Below are 16,171 nucleotides of genomic sequence, written 5' to 3'. Positions count from 1 at the left end.
ACTGCCACGAAAACACCGAGCCACAACAAGCCCCCACACCGGCCAGCCCCCGCGCACCCGCTGACGCCCAACCGCTGCCACCACCCCACCCACTCACACCAGGGTCCACACGTGCCTCCCGGCCGCGCTTGGACAGGGCGTAGACGTGGGAGGTGATCTTCGCCCAGGTATGGAAGTTGCCCCGCGCCACCGTGGCATCCGCCCACACCACGTCCGCCGGATCCACGCCCTCCCACACGTCATGGAACAGCGCCAGCGTCTCTGCCAGCCACTCCTGACCCAGCCCAGGGACCTGGCGCCAGCTCAGTACCCGTGACCGCAGCGCAGGCGCCCGAGCGATGACCCGCTCGGCTCCAGCCCCGCACAGAAGCAGCGCTGCAGCCGTACCCGGCTCGTCCCACAGCAGTCGCAGGTAGTCCAGCAGGGGCGGGGACAGGCGCTGGACGTCATCGAGGAACAGCACCCCAGGCCGACGCAGCGCCTCCCCGAGGGCGCGGTCCGCCGGCTGCGCCCGGTGCGAGAGAGAACCCGCCGCAACGACGCACGCATCTGCGGCAGACCCGGCTTCACCCCCACCACCGCCCGCCACACCGGCACCCGATCAGGCAGAATGCAGCGCCTGCTGCACCGCCACCGTTTTACCCGCCCCCGGCTCCCCGAAGACACACGCCATCCCCCGCGCGGCGACCGTGTGCCCCGCTGCTTCCACCACCGCAGCCACACCGGCCGCCGACACCACACGCGCACCCGGCACGAACAACCGCACCCCACCCCGCGACGCACCGGTGTTCTCCTCGTCCGACTCGGCAACACCTGGAGCTTGCGGAACCGCGTCCACCACCGGCAGGCCCTCGCCCTCCCGCTGCAGCTTCAGGTCGGCCAGGACCCGCTCATACCGGCTGACCTCAACCCGGTTCCGGGAAGGCCTCGCCACTTCCAGCACCCGCCCCGCCCGCAGATCCCGAAGCACCACACGCTGGAGTGTCGAAAGAGACGGGACGCGCCCAACACCCCACTCCCCCAGCCCGCCATCAGCGTGTGCCCGCTCTATCCGCCGATAAAGGCCGGACACATTCCCGCCCTCTTCCGCAAGCACCGCCCACAGCGACTCGCTCACCGCAAGCCCGTCCCGGCGCGGCCTCGCCTCAATCCGCCCTGCCCGCCCTTCAGCGAGCCAACGCCACACCGTCCGCTCCGAGACCCCAGCAAGCTCCGCAGCGACCTTCACATGCAGACGCGACACAACCCCCGACTCGTCCACCGAAAGCAAACGCCGAACCACCACACCACGCCCCGCACCCACCCCCACAGCGAGCGACGAGTCCCCATCCGGTACACCGCGACCCCACCCACCAGCCATACCCGCAGCACAACTCATGCCAGCCGCCCCAGACACAGGAAGACAGCCCCCGTGCTATCGGCAAACGGCAGCCCCTTCGTCATCCCAGGACAGCCATCCCGAACTACTGCTGCGCTGGTCAAGCGTGGTTCCTCGTGTCATACACCGATGACGCCCAAGCCCCACCACCACACCCCCAACTCACAACTGGGCTAAGCGGGATCGGGGTCGTCGTGGATGGTCAGCGCTCCGGCGAGGTCGAGGTCGGCGTTGGTGCCGTGTGCCCCGGCGCGGACGAGCAGCACTGCGCCGAGCGCGGTGCTCCAGAACGTCCTGGCCTCCACGCTGAGCGGTCGACGGGCCCTCCAGCCACGACCGGCTATGAGCTGACTCACGAAGCGCTCGGATTGCCGGAACAGCAACTGGAGGTGCTGGTCGACCACGGGGGCGAGGTCGGGCTTGGAGATCCCCGAGGCGAGTGCTCGCGCGACCGATGGGAGCGAGGGCATGGCCAGTACGGCGCGGGCGATGTTGCGCCGAAACGTCGCCGCATCGGGGGCTTGGCGACCGATGCGCTCAATCCGTCGGGCGTCGTGCAGCAAGCCGAGAAAGGCGGCGTGCACGAGCAGCGAGTCCTTGGAGCCGAAGTGATAGGTGACCTGATTGGGGAACACGCCTGCTGCGTCCGCGATCTCCGCGACGCTCACCTCAGCGCCGGGTCGCTCCTTGCAGAGCCGGGCAGTTGCCTCAATCAACCGGCGCCTCGTCGCGCGACCGCGGTCACGCGACCGAGTCGACGTTGATCGAGCTTCGGTTCGCTTCTTCTCCACCCCAAAATTGTATGTGATACAACAAGGGCGTTCACTTGTATCGCATACAAGAAAGGTTGAGGGGCATGCACCGGACTGAAGTCGTCGTGACCGGACTCGGCGCGATCACACCACTCGGGGCAGACCTGGCGTCCACCTGGAAAGCCCTGCTTGCCGGCGAGTCCGGCATCCGCCGCTGCGTCCTGCCCGGCCATGAGGACACTGGCCTTCCTGACACCGTCGCGGGGACGATGGCGATCGACCCCGCCGAGCTGCTGCTGCCGGTGCGGGCCAGGCGGCTCGACCGCTCGCAGCAGGCGGCCTTCGCCGCGGCGGCCGAAGCTTGGGCCGATGCCGGTACCCCGGAGGTGGACCCGGACCGGCTCGCATCGGCGATCGGCACGGGAATCGGGGGCGTACGGACGCTGCTGAAGGAAGACGACGTGCTGGAGGCGGCCGGGACGCGGCGCGTCTCGCCACGTACGGTCCCGATGCTCATGCCCAATGCGGCGGCGGCGCTGATCAGTATCGAATACGGTGCACGAGCCGGGGTCTACACGCCCGTCTCGGCGTGCTCTTCCGGTGCCGAGGCGATCGCTCTGGGGGCCAGGCTCATCCGTGCCGGCGAGGCGGACGTGGTGATCGCGGGCGGGACCGAGGCCGCGATCACCCCGATCACCGTTGCCGGCTTCGCTCAGGCACAAGCACTGTCGCGGCATACCGCCGAACCCGCGTCTGCGTCCCGGCCGTTCGCAGCGGACCGCAGCGGATTCGTCCTCAGTGAAGGCGCTGCTGTCGTGGTGCTCGAAAGCGCCGAGCATGCCGGCGCCCGAGGCGCGCGCGTCCACGCGGTGCTTGCGGGTGCCGGCATCGCCGCCGATGCCCACCACATCACGGCGCCCGCTGCCGACGGCTCCGGTCAGATCTCGGCCATGCGGAAGGCCCTCGCCCAAGCCGGTTTGGCTCCCGAGCAGATCAGCCACATCAACGCCCATGCCACCGGAACTCCGGTCGGCGACGTTGCCGAGGCGCACGCGATCGGGGAGGTCTTCGGCCGCGCCACCGTGACGGCCCCCAAGGCGGCGCTCGGTCATCTCTTTGGCGCCGCCGGCGCTATTGAAGCGCTCATCGCCGTCCTCAGTGTGAAGCACGGCGTCATCCCGCCGACCCGCAACATCACCGCGGCCGGCGTCGGTCCCGACATCGCTCTCGATGTCGTCGCAGAGCGACGAGACGTCCCCCAGGAGGCCGTGCTCAGCAATTCCTTCGGCTTCGGTGGGCAGAACGTCTCGCTCATCGTCACCAGTGCACGACGCCACGCGCCCCGTACGGCCTCGCCGACACCATGACCCACGCGAACGCACCGTTGTCCGTGGAGGGTCGCCGCCGATTGATCGAGCGTTGCAAGACTCATCGATCGCGCATGTCGTCGCAGAGACCCCCAGCGAGTTGAAGAGCTGGGTCAACCGGTCACCGCCGGCTAGCCTAGGCGAACACCGCCTTGACCAGTGTCTGCTTCACCTTCTCGAACGTCCCGGCCATGGTGGGCAGGTCCATTTCGACGTCCCCGGAGGTCAGCGAGCCGGTCAGGGTCTTGGCGCCGTCGGGCGTGCTGTACATCATTGCGCCCCAGCCCCAGAACCCTCCGTTGTGGTGGAGGACGGTGCCGCCGCCGTCCAGCTCCTCCACGAACACCCCCAGGCCGTAACCCACCGTGGGGTCCGCGACGCGCATCTCGGCCAGAAGCTCGGTCGAGATGAGGTTGCCGCTGTTCAGCGCGGAGAAGAACGTGTGGAGGTCCCGGCTGGTCGAGATCATGTCGCCGGCGGCGGATACCCAGGAGGGGTTGAAGCGGGTGGTGTCGACCACCTTCCACTGTCCGGCGTCGTCGTAGCCGAAGTAGCCGTGGGCGTGCGGCTCGGGTATGTCCTCCCGGGTCTCCGGCAGTAGGGTGCCCGTCAGCCCGAGCGGGCCCAGGATCAGCCGGTGCGTCTCCTCGGGCAGCGAGCGGCCGGTGACCTGCTCGATCAGCAGCCTGACCAGGACATAATTGGTGTTGGAGTAGCTCCAGGCCGTCCCCGGCTCGAACCGCGCCGACTTCGCCAACGCCCCCCGCACCAGCTCCTCCGGCCGGTAGGTCGCGTGCTGCAGGTCCACCACCCACTCCTTGCCCCATCCGGCGACCACACCGGGTTCGACCGACCCGTCCTTGGAGAACTCGCCGGTGAAGTTGAACAGCCCGCTGGTGTGCTGCAGGAGCATCCGTACTGTGATCCGCCGGTCGAGCCGGAACTCGGGCAAGTGGTCGGCCACCAGGTCCTCGAGGCCGAGCCGGCCCTCGGCCACCAGCTGCAGGACGACGGTCGCGACAAAGGTCTTGGTGACGCTGCCGACCCGAAAGTGCCCGTCGGTCGGCGGCTTCGCGGTCCGGCCCAGCTGGCTCACCCCGGCGCTGCCGACCCACTCGCCGAGTTCGTCGTTCACGCGCAGCTGCACGCCGGCGAAACCGGCGTCGACGATCTCCTGCATGGCCTTCCGTAGCTCGGGGCGGTCCTGCGCGGCGGCGTTGTTCTGCTCACTCATGGTGATTCCTCATCTCGCATCAGCGGGTGTGAGATGAGCGTGGACCCTGACCCAAGGTCAAGGTCAAGGCGATGGAGGAGCGTTAGTCTCACCCCATGGCAGAGGGGCTCACGATCGGTCAGGCGGCGGCTTTCGTCGGAATCACCGTCAAGACGGTACGGCACTACCACCGGCTCGGCCTGGTCGCCGAACCGGAACGGGACCACTCCGGCTACCGGCGCTACGGTTCGGCCGACCTGCTGCGCCTTGTCCAGGTCCGTACCCTGGCCGGGGCGGGCGTGCCGCTGGCCGAGATCGGCGAGCTGCTCGACGCCGAGCCCGAGCGGTTCGCCACCGCCCTGGACGACGTCCGCCGCCGGCTCACCGAACAGATCGAGGAGCTGACCGCCCGCCGCGACACCCTGCACCGGCTCGCCCACGGTGACCGCGCCCTGCTGCCCGACCGGGCCTGCGCGGTCCTGGAGCGACTGGCCGAGCTCGACTTCAGCCCCGACTACGTCACCACCCAGCGGGAGGCCCTGGTGCTGTCGCGGGCGCTGACTCCGGAGGTCTTCGACCTCTTCCTGGCCAACCTCGAACACCGGCTCGACGACCCCGCGTTCGTCGAGTTGACCAAGCGCGGCTGGGAGGCGAGGTCCTGGGATCCCGACGACCCGCGGATCGAGGAGCTGGCCTCAGCGGTGGCCGCCAACCTGCTGGGCGTCCGCGCGCTGCTGACGCTGCCGGCCAAGCGACCGCACGGGCCCGACGCGGCCTCCCGGTACGGCGTAGTCAACCACCACCGGGAGGACGAGGCACCGTCCATCGCCCGGCTGAACGGGCTGGTCGAGGGGCACCTGCGCGCGGCGGGCATTGATATCCCGCGTCAGTGACGGACCGCTGCGAACTTGATCGCCCGGACAGGGCCCAGCCGTGGAGTGTCCGACCCCGGCGCGCCGGGGCCGTACAGCGACACACACGACCAGGGCCAAGGACCTCCACCAGTCCAGTCCGTTGGCCATCGGACTTTGACGGACGCGCCGCGAGTTTGTGTCATCGGAGTTTGATCACTAGGTGTGCACTTCCTCGTAGACGTGTAGGGCAGAGCCTTGCGATCGTCATGCAGGTTGCTCGATGTGTGAGGTCGGTGGTCAGAACGGCTTGACCGTCGAGACCGGGGTGGCGGTCACCTTGTTGTCGCACTCGGCCCACCACCCGTCCTTCAGGGCGACCTGGTGCTTCCCGGAGTGCGGCAGCCCGATGACCATCGTCGGATACGCCGCCGGGGTCTTGCCCGACGCGCAGTAGCCGTCGCCCTCCCCCTGGACCTGGACGAAGGTCAGCTTCACCCATGCCTTGCCGTGCGGCCGGACCGTCACGGTGGCCGCCCTGCCGGTGGGGGTGACCTTGAGCGGGGTGTTGCGGGCGGGGGAGCCGTTGCCGGCGCCCGCGACCGTCGGATGGCCCTTCAGGACGCACGTCTTCCGGGAGACGTTGGTGAACTGCACGACCGCCGCCCCGGTCCCGGTCCCGACGGGCCGGTGGGCGGCCTGCCAGGCGCTGACCTGGAGGGCGGAGGCCGGGCAGGCGGGCGGCGGGGTGGGGGTGGTGCTCGCCGCCATGGCGGTGCCGGGCAGGATGCCGGTCACCGCCGCCGCGACGGCCGTGACCGCCGTCGTCGCCAGAGCCGCCCTGCGGATGTTGTTGCTGTGACGCATGCTGTCGTCCCCCTGAGTCGTCTCGTCCGCGGGTTTCGGTCGTCGGTTGTTGCCCCGCGGTACGCGTGGTACGTGAGTGCAGACAGGGCGGGAGAGCGGCAGGGTTCCGTGCGGCGACTACCTGTGACGGAACGGTCAAAGTCCGAGGGGGGCAGGCCGGTGACGGCAGCCACGGTCATCGCTGACGCCGACCGCGCAGCGTGGCGCTTGTGCGAAGGCGGTGCAGCAGGAGACGTCGAGTCGGTACACCAAGACCTCGGCAGTGCCATAGGGGCTGCGGAACGGCACTGACGAGGCTCCCGGACGGCGGGGTCGTCGAGATCCATCACGCCGACGGCCGGGTCGATCGGCGGAGCATGCAGTGGCGCGGACTCCTGCGGTGACCTCTGCACGTCCCCCAGTCCTCGCATGTTTCACCGCCCGACACCCTGCGGGACGAGTTCGGCCGGGTCCGCCAGGAGAAGAAGCACGCAGACTGGGCGGTGGGCCACTTCCTCGAACTGGTGTGGCCGGACCTCCTCGTTCGATTACTACCGCAGGATCCTGGGCCGCAGCCCCCTGCTCGCCATCCGGCGGCCCGGCCGCCGCGCTCACGAAACCGACGGGGCGAGGCCCGGGATCGGGGTGGGCTTGGCTTTCGGCAGCCGGCCACCACCCTTGGCAGCAGGAACGGCAGCTACGGTGATCATGTCCATCGGCTAGTTCCCTTCCAGAGTGCTGCGCAGCTTGCGGGCCGCAGCCCGGACGTCCTTGTGCTCCATGGCTTCCGAGGCGGTCTCGACGGTGCGCAGCACCGGCAGGTACGGCACGTAGGCAGTACCGATCACCCGCGCGCCCAGGGCACGGATGCGGTACCGGGCCGCCAGCGGCGGCGGAGCCGGGGCGTCGGCGACCAGGACCAGCCACGGGCGCGGCAAGTGAACCGACCAGGACTCGCGCAGCAGATGCTCGACATGGACGGCGTTGCTGACGGTGGTGTCGGCGATGACGACAGGCGTGACTTCCATCGGCAGCGCCTCGCCGGGCGGCAGGAAGCGAACGCTGTCTTCGTCCTGGTCGGCGAGCATGGGCTGCACGAGGCTCTTGGCGATGCTCCAGCCGGCGGCCAGGATGAGCGCGTACCGCAGGCCAGGCTCCTGGGGGCGTTCCGTCGCGGGCGGCACGATCTCGGTGGCGGTCATCGCGACCTCCCCCTCCTCCCACCGCGCTGCGCTCACGCGATTGCCCTTTGTACCCAATGAGCTACAGAGAGTAGCCCCACGGATATGCGGAACTGGACACCAGGTCAACGGACAGGCTCGTGATCAGGCACGCAGGTGCTGCCAGCTGCTGCGCGATCACTCGTCCAGGTGACGGGGCCAGGTCTTCCACGAGTCCGGCTTCCACGAGTCCGGCTTCCGCACAGGCCGGGACACCGTCAGCCCGGCCGCCGCCAGGCTCAGTTCCTGCACGCCACGTGGCTGATCGGGGGGCGCGACGCCGACGGCAGGCACGGAGCCCACCCGTTCGACTCGCCGACGCGGTCATGGCCCCGGCTGGCACATCTGCTCCCGCCTCGGCGACGCCGAGGCCTCGGGCTACCGCGACGACGTCCGCCGACTTGCCCTCGCCGGCAGTACGGCGGTGCACGGCGACTCCTGATGGCGGAGGGGTCCCAGGTCTCGGCGCCGAGTCGGTGTTCCTGCAGGACGCGGACCACGGCCAGGGCCCGGCGTGCTTCCTTCAGCGCCTGGCCGGCGCCCGGTGCACTGGGTGGTGCCGGGGGTGCGGCTCCGACGAGCTGCGGCACGGAAGGGGGCTGTGGGCTGAGGTGCTTGCAACGGCGCCCGGCGTGGTGGGGGACCTTGTCTTCTCTACGGGGTGCAGCTGCAGCACCGCCCATGGAGCCGAGCGAACTCCGCGACGCCATCGTCAACGCCCTCGACTCCTTTCCCGGCCGGGAAGGCCGACCCATCAGCGGCCAGGCGGGCGACGGGCTGGCGTACGGCCTTCGCCTAGCATTTCGTGGGGGCCTGATCACGGTCGGTCGGGCTGGGGGAGGGGAATGCGAGTATGGTGCTGCATACAGGGCTTTACTACCCGTACGTGCACTTTCGTGACGAGTCGTGGGCGAAGGCGGCGGCGCTGTACTGGCGCAAGCTGGCCCGCGTGGTGCCGGCTGGATTCCCCGTGCGCGACCGCCCGGCCGTCCAAGAGCTCAACGAGGATTCGCGGTTCCTTATCAGTACCGATCCGCGGCCCGCCGCTGAGGCCGTCGCGCCGGCTTTCATCGCGGCCGTGCAGGACAACGCCGAGGTGCTGCGGGCGCGATACGCCGTGGAGGAGCGTCCATTCGGCCGCCCGTGGCAGTCGCCTCCGAGCCTTGCTCTGTCCGCTGAGCGTCTGACCGGCCTCTATCCCCCCGAGGTAGACCACGAACTTGTGGCCGCTCTGGAGGAAGCCGGACTCGCCCGCTGGGAAGCGCGCGTGAGCCGGGCTCGCGAGCGCGTCCCACGGGTAGGAGCCGAGGAGACCTCCTGGGTCGTTGTGGATCCGGCCCTGGCATGGGTGTACAAGTGCGCGCTCACCCAGGAGCTGGCGCGCCGGACGGCTTTCGTGCCGGTCACTGACCAGCTCGACGCCTACGCCGTGACCGGCGACTGGACGCCCGGGCACATCGCCGACACGCTCCTGGGTCGCACGGCGCCCTCGATCGGCCGCGAGTCGGCGCGGGCCGCGGTGGCCATGATGTCCGTGCGCTGTGTCCTTCCGGCCGACCTGCGCAACGTCCCGGCGGAGAAGATTGTGCGCCTGCGGAAGGACTACGCCGGTGAGTTCGCCGCCTTCACCGCCGCGGTGGAGGCGGCCACCGGTGAGGTCGTCGAGGCCACCCGACAGGTCACTGACCGCGCGGCCTTCGAGTCCCACCTCCAGGACGCGTTCGACGTTCATGTGGCGCAACCGCTCGAATCCCTGCGCAAGGCGATCAACGGTCTGAAGATGGACACCGTCTACAGCGCGCTCACCATCAAGCCGGAGGCGACTCTGCCCGGCGCCGGACTCGGGCTGTGGCTCGGCGGGACCACCACGGCCGTGGGCGCCGGTATCGCGTTCACCGCCCTCGCCGCCCGCCAGGCCGCCGCCCAGCAGCGCGACAACCTGGTGGCCGCCTCGCCCGCCGGCTACCTGCTGCGCGTGGAGAAGGAGCTGAAGCCGGCCACGGTACTCCGGCGCGCCGGTCAGGTCGTAGCGCGCGCTGCTGGTGTGGGGCTCTGACCCTTGCGCCCAAGGCTGCCGGATCGACGAGGACGAGCACCGCGAAGAGCGCGGCGAGGCCGGCCGCGGCACGGGAGGCGAGGGTGAGTGCCATCAGGGTTTCGGTCCTGCCGCTCGCTCGGCGGCCCAGGTCTTGATCAACCGAGCAGCCGACCGGCAGGCACGGCCCGGCAGGGCGACCACGAGCGCTACCGCGTGACGGCGAAGGGGCCCGGCACGAAGTCCCGGCAGTCCAGGCAGCCGAGGCCCGGCTTCGGACGCTGCACCAAACTGCCTACGCCGACCTCGGCGGCCTGGCGCCTGGTGCGCTGCCCTGCTCCTCCTGCTCGACCTGGCCGGCCGTCGTCCTCGCGGGCCAGGGCCCATCCAGTCGTCGACTGCCCTAGGGAGAAACTGTGTCTCGTATTTCCAGCGCCAGCCAGACGACGGGTACCGCTGCCAGAACGATCAGCAGGAGACAGCACGGCAGCGGGGACGGCCCCTTGAGGGGTGGCCGGGCTGCTATCTGCGGGGCCACTCGGCGCACGTCGTCGGCGTGATACCACGTCTTACTGGCGGACCCGGTGGTGGTCATCCAGCTGTCCGTACGGACCCGGACTCCATGGGCCAGCGCATTTACATACACCGAGCGAGCACCGACGCCCGGCCACACAGCGCTCACCTGGCGCGCCGTCAGCCACTTGCCCTCGAACTCGCCAGCCATATCGTGCCCTTCTCCCGGCAGCCAGTGACCCGGCATCACGAACTGTCCCATAGCCAGCCGTAGTTCGCCCCCCTTCCATCACTTCTCGGGGGTTCGACGCGTTCGGCGGCCCACCAGTCGGCGACGTAGGCGGCGACGACTGCCCGCGCTCGGGCAGGTCCTTGGCCAGTCAGAGGACCTGAAAGCGCGCGCCTCTGCGACGGCGGTCATCGAGGCTGATCACCGGTGCGGTTCGGCGCGGGGGCGGGTCGGCTACGACGTCGGGTGCGAGGGAGCTCATGAGCACGGGATGCAGCCCGAGGTCTGCGGCGGCCTGGAGCAGGGACGGCGGCTCAGACGAGCTCGTTTGTCCGCCAGCCGCGGGCGCGGGCGGCAGGTGCCGACCGGCCCCACCGGATGCCCGTGCCCCGACGACGTATCGGCGTGGCCGTGCCAGGAACGACGCAGATACCGGAGGCGCCGTTGCTACTTCGAGTGATCGATGACGTTGCCGTTGGAGCAGTTGTTGGCGTGGTTGCCCGCCCAGTCCCCCAGGACCGGTACCACGGCGACCTCCTGCAGGCATACATCGGCAGCGGTGAAGTTCCAGTTGTTCGCGGCATTGACGCCGCCACCGAAGTTGGAGTCGTTGTCGGCGTGCGCCGGAGCGCCAAGGCCGGTGACAGCCAGAGCAAGCGAGGCGACAGTCAAGATCTTCTTCATGCCATGGCAACGATCTACAAGCGCTCACGACACGCAGCCTTCCCGGACCACTCCCGCAGGGGCCGGTACAGCCGAGACAAGGTGGCCGGGGCTCTCGCCGTGCCACAGGTGCCAACCATCCGCCCTCCGCCGCACCCCCGTTCGGCCCCCTCCTCGCCGACGCCTGATCACCCCGGCCAGCCCACCCGTCCACGAGCACCCCGCGAGCGATCCGGTGGCTCCCCGCTCGGCGGGCCATTCCAACCGTGGGAGCGGGGGTCGGGGGCGCTGGTAGGTTCGGGCCATCGCGACGGAAGGAGCGCCCTGTGGCACCGGCACCTCAGCACGAGACGGCGCACGAGCTGATCCCCCGCCCGGAAAGAACTGCGCAGGCATTGCGCGCGGCCCTGGCCAAGGTCGCCCCGGCCCGGCTGGAGGAGATGCAGGCCACGATGGACGCGGCGTTCTCTCAGGCCATCGAGGAGAAATCACTCACCCCCATCCAGGCATGGCTGCTGGTGTGGGCGCGGGACATCGAGATCGCCCGCCGTACCGACCTGCGGAGGCGTTACCAGCACGCCCAGGACGTCCTGGCCACGTACGACAAACACGAACACGGTGACGAAGGAGCTGTGAACCGGGCCCTGGCCGAACTCAGCGCCGTCCTTGACGAGGCCCTTCAGGCGGTGCGCGGTTGAGCTGGAAGTGGGAGTACGCCTTCGGCGCCGAGACCGCCGCCAGGACGGCGCCGGCCGACTTCCTACGGCAGGTCGAGAAGAAGGCCGACGAGCTCGTGCGGATGTGCGAGATCACCTATCTCCACGCCGGCGACCACCAAGGCCTCGACCCGAAAGGCGAAACGCTGATCATCCCCGGCGGGATGATCACCTACCAGATCGTCGTCCGCCGCGCACGCGTCTACATCATCCAGATCACTGCACTGGACTGGTAGCCGAGCCCACCCTCACGGCGCAGGACAGCCGGCGCGCCAGCATTCCACCGGTCGACCGGCCGCCCCGCCTGTGGAGGTGCCTCGACGACGTAGTCCGGCTGCTCGGTCATCGCCGATTCACGAGCAGAGGGCCCAGAGCTGAGTGTCGCCCGGCAAACTCTTGCGGAGCACCACAGGCGCGCCAACCAACTCATCGCCGAGTTCATGGCCACCGCCCGGGCCGTCCTCCACGCAGAAGGCGGCACCGACTCCACCCGACCCGACGCCCGCCTGACGTCCGGCATGCCGACGCCCTGGCCATGCGAAGCAAGACCCGGCCACCCCTGCGTGAAGGCCAACGGCCAACCGGCAGGCGGCTACCACACCAGCCGTACCGGCATCGTCCCCGAGCTCGCCGAAGCCAAGCGGACCCGCGTCTCCCTCGACCGGGGGTCCGACTACCGCACCCCTTGCTGCATCACCGCCACCGCCATTGGCTCCCTACTCGAGTGCCCGGCCGCCGCGGTGCGCAGCGGCGGTCCCGGAGCGCACGCGGTGCCCCGCGTGATGAGGGCTGGCTGCACGTGCTGCGACGGGGGTGGGTGCCACCTCTGAACGGCTGCCGCCGGATTGCGGCTGCCCGGCGGCGCGGCTGTGCTGGGGATGGCCGTGCCGAGAGGCGCGGACACGGAACACAGGAGGACGACGACCATGGGTGACTTCATCGTGAACACGTCCGTCGTCGGAGGCCAGTCACAGCCCTGGGCTGCCACCCGTGGGGTGACAGCCCTCGACGCCGCTCCGGCTCGACCAGGTGCCAGGAGAGCGGACCTCGCTCCCCGCTGCCTCAGCCGATCAGATGGTCCCAGAGCTGGTTGGATCCCCCGTTGTACTCCCACATCTGCGCCCGAGCGCCGTTCGCGGTGCTGAAGTTGCTGATCTCCATCACCTGGTCGTTGGAGGCGTCACCGGAGTAGAACTTCACGTCCTTCTGGTTGTCGTCGGCGTCGTGGAAAATCCACCACGCCTGATTCAGTCCGCCATTGCAGTCCCACTGGATCAGTTGAGATCCGTTGCCCCAGTTCCCGCCGGGCGCGTCCAGGCACATTCCGGAGTTGGCGTTGACGACGACCTTTCGCCCGGATCCACCGTCCGGAGAATCGCGTACGTACCACCTCTGGTTCAGCCCGCCCGTGCACGGCCACTGCCGAACGGCAGCACCCCTGCTCTGGCTCCAGTCCGCCACCTCCAGACACTGGCGGCTGAACTTGTTCCGGAAGACACCACGCTCCGTCGGAACGTCCGCCGATGCCGGTGTGGCCTGGGCCGACACCATCAACGCACCAGCCCCGAACACGGCACCAGCTCTCGCGACGAAAGCACGCATAATTCCCCCGTGAAATCGATACATCTACCCGGTCACCTGAAAAGCGACCCACCGAGCAGCTTAAACAAGCCATGATCATCTGTAAGTCCTAAACCGGCCAATCTGCCGCCGGAGAAGTACGAACTCTCACGGCCAGGCGACCTGGCCGGTTGCAGCATGCTGCGCGTAGGGATACGCGGCTGCGCGTCGGACCCCCGCCTGCGATGAGGCGGGGTCCGACGCGTGTGCTCTCGCTTCGAAAGGTTGCGCGGGGTCGGGGGCTACTCCGCCGCCGTTGTGGTGCCTTCCGGGTCGGTCTTCGGCGCGGGCGACGCGGGGGTGGACTCGCCCCGCTCCTTGGCCTGGGCCGCCGGGTCGGGAGTGGGCTTCGGCGCCGGGTCGGGGTTCGGGTTCGGGGCGGGCTTGTCGGGCTTGGCCTCGCAGTACACCTTGCCCTGGAGGAACTTGCAGCCGGGCATGTTCTGCACGTCCTGCACCCGGATCTTCTTCCCCCCGCGCTTCTTCCCCTGTCCGCTCTTCCCGTGGTCCTGGTGCACGGTCCCCGACGCGTTCACCTGGGCGCCCTGAGGGGCGGCCGGCGCGGCGAACGCCGTGGTCGGCAGCACAGCACCGCCTCCCACGAGCGCCGCCGAAACGGCGAACATCGCGAAACGCTGCTTCCGGGAAGAGCCGAACATGAGATCTCCAGAGAGTGGGGGAAGGGGGAGAGGGGATCTGAGGGGGATATGTACTTCGATGCCCCGGTTTGTCCTCTCACTACGAGCCTGACCCCCACGCATCACGAGTCCGTCCCCCGACTGTCACCACCGTGTGACAGCACCCGTCTCTCGCGCTGGACGACGCCGACCGCCTGCCCGGATCAAGCCCCGCTGCCACGGTGCGGCCTACCGCCATCGGCCTCGGGCGGGCGCGGTCAGGGGGTCGTGAGGGCCTGCGCCTCCGCGGTGTAGAGCAGGGCCGGGTCGAATCCCATGCCGGTGAAGTGGCCGGAGAGTTCGAGGGAGAGCGTGCCGTGGAGGCGGGTCCAGAAGATGAGCGCGCGGTGCAGGGTCGACGGCGGGCCCGGGTGCCGCGCGGCCCAGTCGCCGTGCTCCGCCAAATGCTCCTCCAAGCGCGCCTCGAGCGGTGACGGGGGGCCGGCGGGGGGCTCTTCGGCGGCGCAGGCGTCGAGGAGGACGGCCATGATCTCCGCGGTGATCCGCGTGGTGTCCTCCGGGGCCTGGTAGCCGGGCACGGGGGTGCCGTAGACGAGGAGGTAGCGCTGGGGGTCGGCCAGGGCCCACGTGCGCAGGGCCTGCGCCAGGTCGCCGAGGTCGGCGCCGGCCTCGGCGCGTGCGTGGAAGGTGTCGGCCAGGCTGCGGTAGGCGTCCCGGATGAGTTCGCCGATCAGCTCGTCGCGGTTGGCGAAGTACCGGTAGAGGGCCGGTCCGCTCATGCCGATCTGCTTGGCGATGGCGTTGAGCGACAGCGCGGAGGCCCCGGCCGTGGCGATCTGCTCCCATGCGCGCTGCTTGACCTCCTCCCGCACCTGGGTGCGGTACCGCTCCCTGGGAGTCCTGGCGTCCTGCTCGGTCACGACCTGTCTCCGCTCTCTCACGCGCCTGGGCAGTTAGAAGCTATCACGAATGTTGTTGACTCTTGCGAAGCGGGTGAGTTATAACTTCTAACGAACGAGAAGACATCTACGGAATGAGTGAGCGACATGAGCAACGAACGCCTCGTCCAGGTCGTCCTGCCGGGCATCGTGGAGCCGGAAGACCTGCAGATCCGCCGCGCATCCGTGCCGAAGCCGGGCCCGGGACAGCTCGTGATCGCCATGGAGGCGACCGGCGTCTCGTTCGCCGAGCAGCAGATGCGCCGCGGGCGGTACTACGATCAGCCCCCGTTCCCGTTCGTGCCCGGGTACGACCTGGTGGGCCGCGTCCTGTCGACCGGCCAGGGAGTGGCCCCGGAGCTGGCCGGCCGCAGGGTGGCCGCACTGGTCAAGGTCGGCGGATGGGCCAGCCACGTGCTCGTCGACGCGAAGGACGCGGTCGAGGTGCCGGACGGCCTGACCGCGGCGCAGGCGGAGACCGTCGTGGTCAACGGCATCACCGCCTGGCAGATGCTGCACCGCACGGCCCGCGTGCGCGCCGGGCAGACCATCCTGGTGCACGGCGCCAGCGGCGGGGTGGGCTCCGTCCTGGTCCAGCTCGCCCGGGCGGCCGGGGTGAAGGTGATCGGTACGGCCTCCGCCCGCCACCACGAGGCGCTGCGGGAGCTGGGCGTCACCCCGATCGACTACCGCGTGGGAAACGTGGCGGCCCGGACCCGGGAGCTGGTCCCCGGCGGGGTGGACGCCGTCTTCGACCACGTCGGCGGGCGCAGCGTCGTCGATTCCTGGCAGCTGCTCGCCCCCGGCGGCACGCTCGTCTCCTACGGCAGCGCCTCCACGCGCGACGACACCGGCTCCAAGCAGATGCCCGTACTCAAGATCCTCGCCCGCACCTGGCTCTGGAACGCCCTGCCCAACGGCCGCCGGGCGCACTTCTACAACATCTGGGCCGGCCGGGCGTGGAACAAGGACCGCTTCCGCACCCGGCTGCGGACCGACCTCACCGAGGTCTTCGCCGCACTCCAGCGCGGCGACATCACCGCCCGGATAGCCGCCCGACTGCCGCTCGCCAAGGCCGCCGAGGCCTTGAAGCTGGCGGAGTCCGGCACCGTCACCGGGAAGATCGTCCTGACTCCCTGACTCCCTGACTCCCTGACGTCCGGGCCGGGTGGGCTGGTGGCGGCTGCCGTCG

15 protein-coding genes and 1 pseudogene are annotated in these 16,171 nt (G+C 69.7%); 6 read left to right on the top strand and 10 right to left on the bottom strand.

The window, feature by feature from the left end:
* The 3 genes and pseudogenes from IF43_RS43185 to IF43_RS0130775 form a co-directional block, all read right to left on the bottom strand.
* Positions 1–463, bottom strand: a pseudogene (locus IF43_RS43185) (ATP-binding protein); the annotation flags it as partial.
* Positions 464–601: 138 nt separating this feature from the next.
* Entirely contained in the window at positions 602–1,117 is a 516-nt protein-coding gene (locus tag IF43_RS38430) for a hypothetical protein (RefSeq protein ID WP_158939581.1), read from the bottom strand.
* Between the two features lie 434 nt (positions 1,118–1,551).
* Positions 1,552–2,169: a TetR/AcrR family transcriptional regulator C-terminal domain-containing protein gene (locus IF43_RS0130775; protein ID WP_030208302.1), complete on the bottom strand. Its 618-nt coding sequence runs from the start codon at positions 2,167–2,169 to the stop codon at positions 1,552–1,554.
* 65 nt (positions 2,170–2,234) lie between these two features.
* Between IF43_RS0130775 and IF43_RS0130770 the strand changes: the two genes are divergently transcribed.
* Positions 2,235–3,497 (top strand): beta-ketoacyl synthase, encoded by a 1,263-nt coding sequence (locus IF43_RS0130770; protein ID WP_037890771.1) that lies wholly within the window; start codon positions 2,235–2,237, stop codon positions 3,495–3,497.
* 136 nt (positions 3,498–3,633) lie between these two features.
* Here IF43_RS0130770 and IF43_RS0130765 read toward each other — a convergent pair whose 3' ends face one another.
* Positions 3,634–4,731: a serine hydrolase gene (locus IF43_RS0130765; protein ID WP_030208298.1), complete on the bottom strand. Its 1,098-nt coding sequence runs from the start codon at positions 4,729–4,731 to the stop codon at positions 3,634–3,636.
* 95 nt (positions 4,732–4,826) lie between these two features.
* Here IF43_RS0130765 and IF43_RS0130760 point away from each other — a divergent pair, with 95 nt between their 5' ends.
* Complete coding sequence (locus tag IF43_RS0130760; protein WP_030208295.1) at positions 4,827–5,603, top strand: MerR family transcriptional regulator; 777 nt, start codon at positions 4,827–4,829, stop codon at positions 5,601–5,603.
* A gap of 258 nt (positions 5,604–5,861) precedes the next feature.
* Here IF43_RS0130760 and IF43_RS0130755 read toward each other — a convergent pair whose 3' ends face one another.
* Together IF43_RS0130755 and IF43_RS0130750 are read right to left on the bottom strand one after the other, a co-directional pair.
* Positions 5,862–6,428, bottom strand: a complete 567-nt coding sequence (locus IF43_RS0130755) for a DUF4232 domain-containing protein (RefSeq protein ID WP_030208292.1) — start codon at positions 6,426–6,428, stop codon at positions 5,862–5,864.
* Between the two features lie 698 nt (positions 6,429–7,126).
* Positions 7,127–7,645 (bottom strand): hypothetical protein, encoded by a 519-nt coding sequence (locus tag IF43_RS0130750; protein ID WP_158939579.1) that lies wholly within the window; start codon positions 7,643–7,645, stop codon positions 7,127–7,129.
* Positions 7,646–8,480: 835 nt separating this feature from the next.
* On the opposite strand from IF43_RS0130750, the gene IF43_RS41840 reads away from it, so the two are divergent.
* On the top strand, positions 8,481–9,683 hold the full coding sequence (locus IF43_RS41840) for a DUF6236 family protein (RefSeq protein ID WP_158939577.1): 1,203 nt from the start codon (positions 8,481–8,483) through the stop codon (positions 9,681–9,683).
* A 1,168-nt stretch (positions 9,684–10,851) separates the two neighbouring features.
* Here the strand turns inward: IF43_RS41840 and IF43_RS0130735 are convergent.
* The gene (locus tag IF43_RS0130735; RefSeq protein WP_030208283.1) at positions 10,852–11,088 is read right to left on the bottom strand and encodes a hypothetical protein; all 237 of its coding nucleotides are present in this window, start codon (positions 11,086–11,088) and stop codon (positions 10,852–10,854) included.
* A gap of 305 nt (positions 11,089–11,393) precedes the next feature.
* Between IF43_RS0130735 and IF43_RS0130730 the strand changes: the two genes are divergently transcribed.
* Both IF43_RS0130730 and IF43_RS0130725 read left to right on the top strand, forming a co-directional pair.
* Entirely contained in the window at positions 11,394–11,765 is a 372-nt protein-coding gene (locus tag IF43_RS0130730) for a hypothetical protein (RefSeq protein ID WP_234332594.1), read from the top strand.
* The gene (locus tag IF43_RS0130725; protein WP_030208277.1) at positions 11,762–12,019 is read left to right on the top strand and encodes a hypothetical protein; all 258 of its coding nucleotides are present in this window, start codon (positions 11,762–11,764) and stop codon (positions 12,017–12,019) included. Before IF43_RS0130730 ends, IF43_RS0130725 begins: the two co-directional genes overlap by 4 nt.
* An 826-nt stretch (positions 12,020–12,845) precedes the next feature.
* Here IF43_RS0130725 and IF43_RS40010 read toward each other — a convergent pair.
* From IF43_RS40010 to IF43_RS0130710, 3 genes are all read right to left on the bottom strand, one after another.
* Positions 12,846–13,385: an RICIN domain-containing protein gene (locus tag IF43_RS40010; protein ID WP_158939575.1), complete on the bottom strand. Its 540-nt coding sequence runs from the start codon at positions 13,383–13,385 to the stop codon at positions 12,846–12,848.
* A gap of 260 nt (positions 13,386–13,645) precedes the next feature.
* Positions 13,646–14,062: a hypothetical protein gene (locus IF43_RS0130715; RefSeq protein ID WP_030208273.1), complete on the bottom strand. Its 417-nt coding sequence runs from the start codon at positions 14,060–14,062 to the stop codon at positions 13,646–13,648.
* Positions 14,063–14,298: 236 nt separating this feature from the next.
* Complete coding sequence (locus tag IF43_RS0130710; protein WP_030208271.1) at positions 14,299–14,961, bottom strand: TetR/AcrR family transcriptional regulator; 663 nt, start codon at positions 14,959–14,961, stop codon at positions 14,299–14,301.
* A 126-nt stretch (positions 14,962–15,087) separates the two neighbouring features.
* Between IF43_RS0130710 and IF43_RS0130705 the strand changes: the two genes are divergently transcribed.
* Entirely contained in the window at positions 15,088–16,119 is a 1,032-nt protein-coding gene (locus IF43_RS0130705) for a medium chain dehydrogenase/reductase family protein (protein ID WP_030208269.1), read from the top strand.
* The last annotated feature ends 52 nt before the right edge of the window (positions 16,120–16,171 follow it).

It is taken from the genome of Streptomyces sp. NRRL S-87 (assembly GCF_000719335.1).
Classification (GTDB): domain Bacteria; phylum Actinomycetota; class Actinomycetes; order Streptomycetales; family Streptomycetaceae; genus Streptomyces.
The sequence above is the reverse complement of the archived record's forward strand: the minus strand, read 5'-3'. Positions and strand labels throughout refer to the sequence as shown.